The following is a 1744-nucleotide window of genomic DNA, read 5'->3' as shown; positions in this document are numbered from 1 at the left end:
GCGGTCGTGCGGCAGCGAGTGCAGGACCGGCTGCGCGGTGCGCGCCATGTGCGCGAGCGCATCGAGATCCGTGAGTTTGCCGGGGCGAACAAATAGCATCGTCGTTCCTGTCTGCGATGGGCGCGCCTGGCACTGGCACACACCCATTCGTCACACTATCTCAAAAATAGGACAAAACTCACCTTGATTCGCAACGATGAGGCGAAAAAACCTCAATCCGGTCGGAACTGCTGCGTAAGCGGGACGAATGGTAAGAATTGCGCCGTTGTCCCGGGACGGGCTCAACGGCATACTGCCGGCGCGGAGCGGCTGGCCGGCGGCGGTCCGTTGCAGACCGCCCGGACGCGCGGCCGCGAGGCGGCGCGTATGCTACCGCAATCCCGCGCCGCCGGACGCGCTTTCTTTCACGGAACACTGACTTGACTCAAACCGCCGACACTGCCACCCCGTCCCCCGACACGCTGCTGCGCATCATCGCCGCGCAGACCGAGATCGCGAAGCTCGGCCTCGACCTCGGCAGCGTGATGGCCTACGTGGCCGAGCAGGTGCCGCAACTCACCGGCGCGAGCGCCGCCGCGGTCGAATTCGCCGAGGGCGACGACATGGTGTACCGCGCCGCGTCCGGCACCGCGGCCGGGATGCTCGGCCTGCGGCTGCGGCGCTCGGGCAGCCTGTCGGGCCTGTGCGTGCAGCAAGGCGCGTTGCTGCACTGCACCGATTCGGAAACCGACCCGCGTGTCGATCGCGACGCCTGCCGGCGGGTCGGCCTGCGCTCGATGCTCGTGATGCCGCTCACCCACGCCGACACGACGGTCGGCGTGCTGAAGGTGATGTCGCCGAAGGTCGACGGCTTTTCGCAAGCCGACGCCGGCACGCTGCGGCTGACGGCCGACCTGATCGCCGCCGCGATGTTCCACGCGGCGCGCAACGAGGCGAACGAACTGTACCTGCGCGCGACGCACGACGCGCTCACCGGCCTGCCGAACCGCGCACTGTTCTACGACCGCCTGCGGCAGTCGATGCACACGACGCTGCGCGCGAACGGCCGGCTCGGCATCCTCAACATCGACATGGACGGGCTGAAGCCGATCAACGACGGCTTCGGCCACCGCGCGGGCGACGCCGCGCTGCGCGAGATCGCCACGCGAATGCAGGGGGCGGTGCGGCGCTCGGATACGGTCGCGCGCATCGGCGGCGACGAATTCGCGGTGATCCTGCCGAACATCGGCAACCGCGACGACGCGCACGCGCAAAGCACGCGGCTCGCGCGTCAGGTCGGCGAACCGTTCGAATTCGAGGGTCGCCCGATGCGGCTCGGCGTCAGCGTCGGGATTGCGCTGCTGCCCGACGACGGCACCGACATGAATGCGCTGATCGAGCATGCGGATCAGGCGATGTATGAAGTGAAGCGCACGCGGTCGCCGCGGACGGCGCACGCGTAACGCGCACGCGCAGGCCGCTGCGTCGACGAACCGGCGGCCGGACCGGCACCCTCAACTGCCCGCAGCGGGCTTGAACCGGCGCTAGCCGATCTGCGGAACGGCGATCGCGAGCCCGACCACGAGCCATTGCACGATCGCGACCAGCACACCGGCGCGACACAGCCCGACCGCGCCGCGCACGCAGCGTATCGCCCTGCTCGGGCTCGACCTTGATGACGTCCGCGCCGAAATCCGCGAGCTGCACGCTCAGCATGTTGCCCGCCATCAGCCGCGACAGGTCGACCACGCGCACGCCCGACAAC

Annotated in this window: 2 protein-coding genes and 1 pseudogene; 1 reads left to right on the top strand and 2 read right to left on the bottom strand. The window is 69.2% G+C overall.

Features of this window, described 5'->3' with window-relative positions; translation table 11 throughout:
• Window positions 1–99, bottom strand: a 99-nt coding sequence (locus G3N61_RS39995; protein WP_241018134.1) for an arginine N-succinyltransferase, incomplete at its 3' end; no start/stop codon positions are given.
• Window positions 100–524: 425 nt separating this feature from the next.
• Between G3N61_RS39995 and G3N61_RS38960 the strand changes: the two are divergent.
• Window positions 525–1361: pseudogene (locus G3N61_RS38960) on the top strand (sensor domain-containing diguanylate cyclase); the annotation flags it as partial.
• On the opposite strand, the gene G3N61_RS39990 reads toward G3N61_RS38960, so the two are convergent.
• Window positions 1321–1743, bottom strand: a complete 423-nt coding sequence (locus tag G3N61_RS39990) for a CoA transferase (protein WP_241018133.1) — start codon at window positions 1741–1743, stop codon at window positions 1321–1323. The pseudogene G3N61_RS38960 and the gene G3N61_RS39990 sit on opposite strands and share 41 nt — an antisense overlap.
• Window position 1744 lies beyond the last annotated feature (1 nt).

The sequence above is a fragment of the Burkholderia sp. Ac-20349 genome (assembly GCF_017104865.1).
Lineage (GTDB): Bacteria > Pseudomonadota > Gammaproteobacteria > Burkholderiales > Burkholderiaceae > Burkholderia > Burkholderia aenigmatica.
This window is presented reverse-complemented; position numbering and strand designations above follow the sequence as displayed.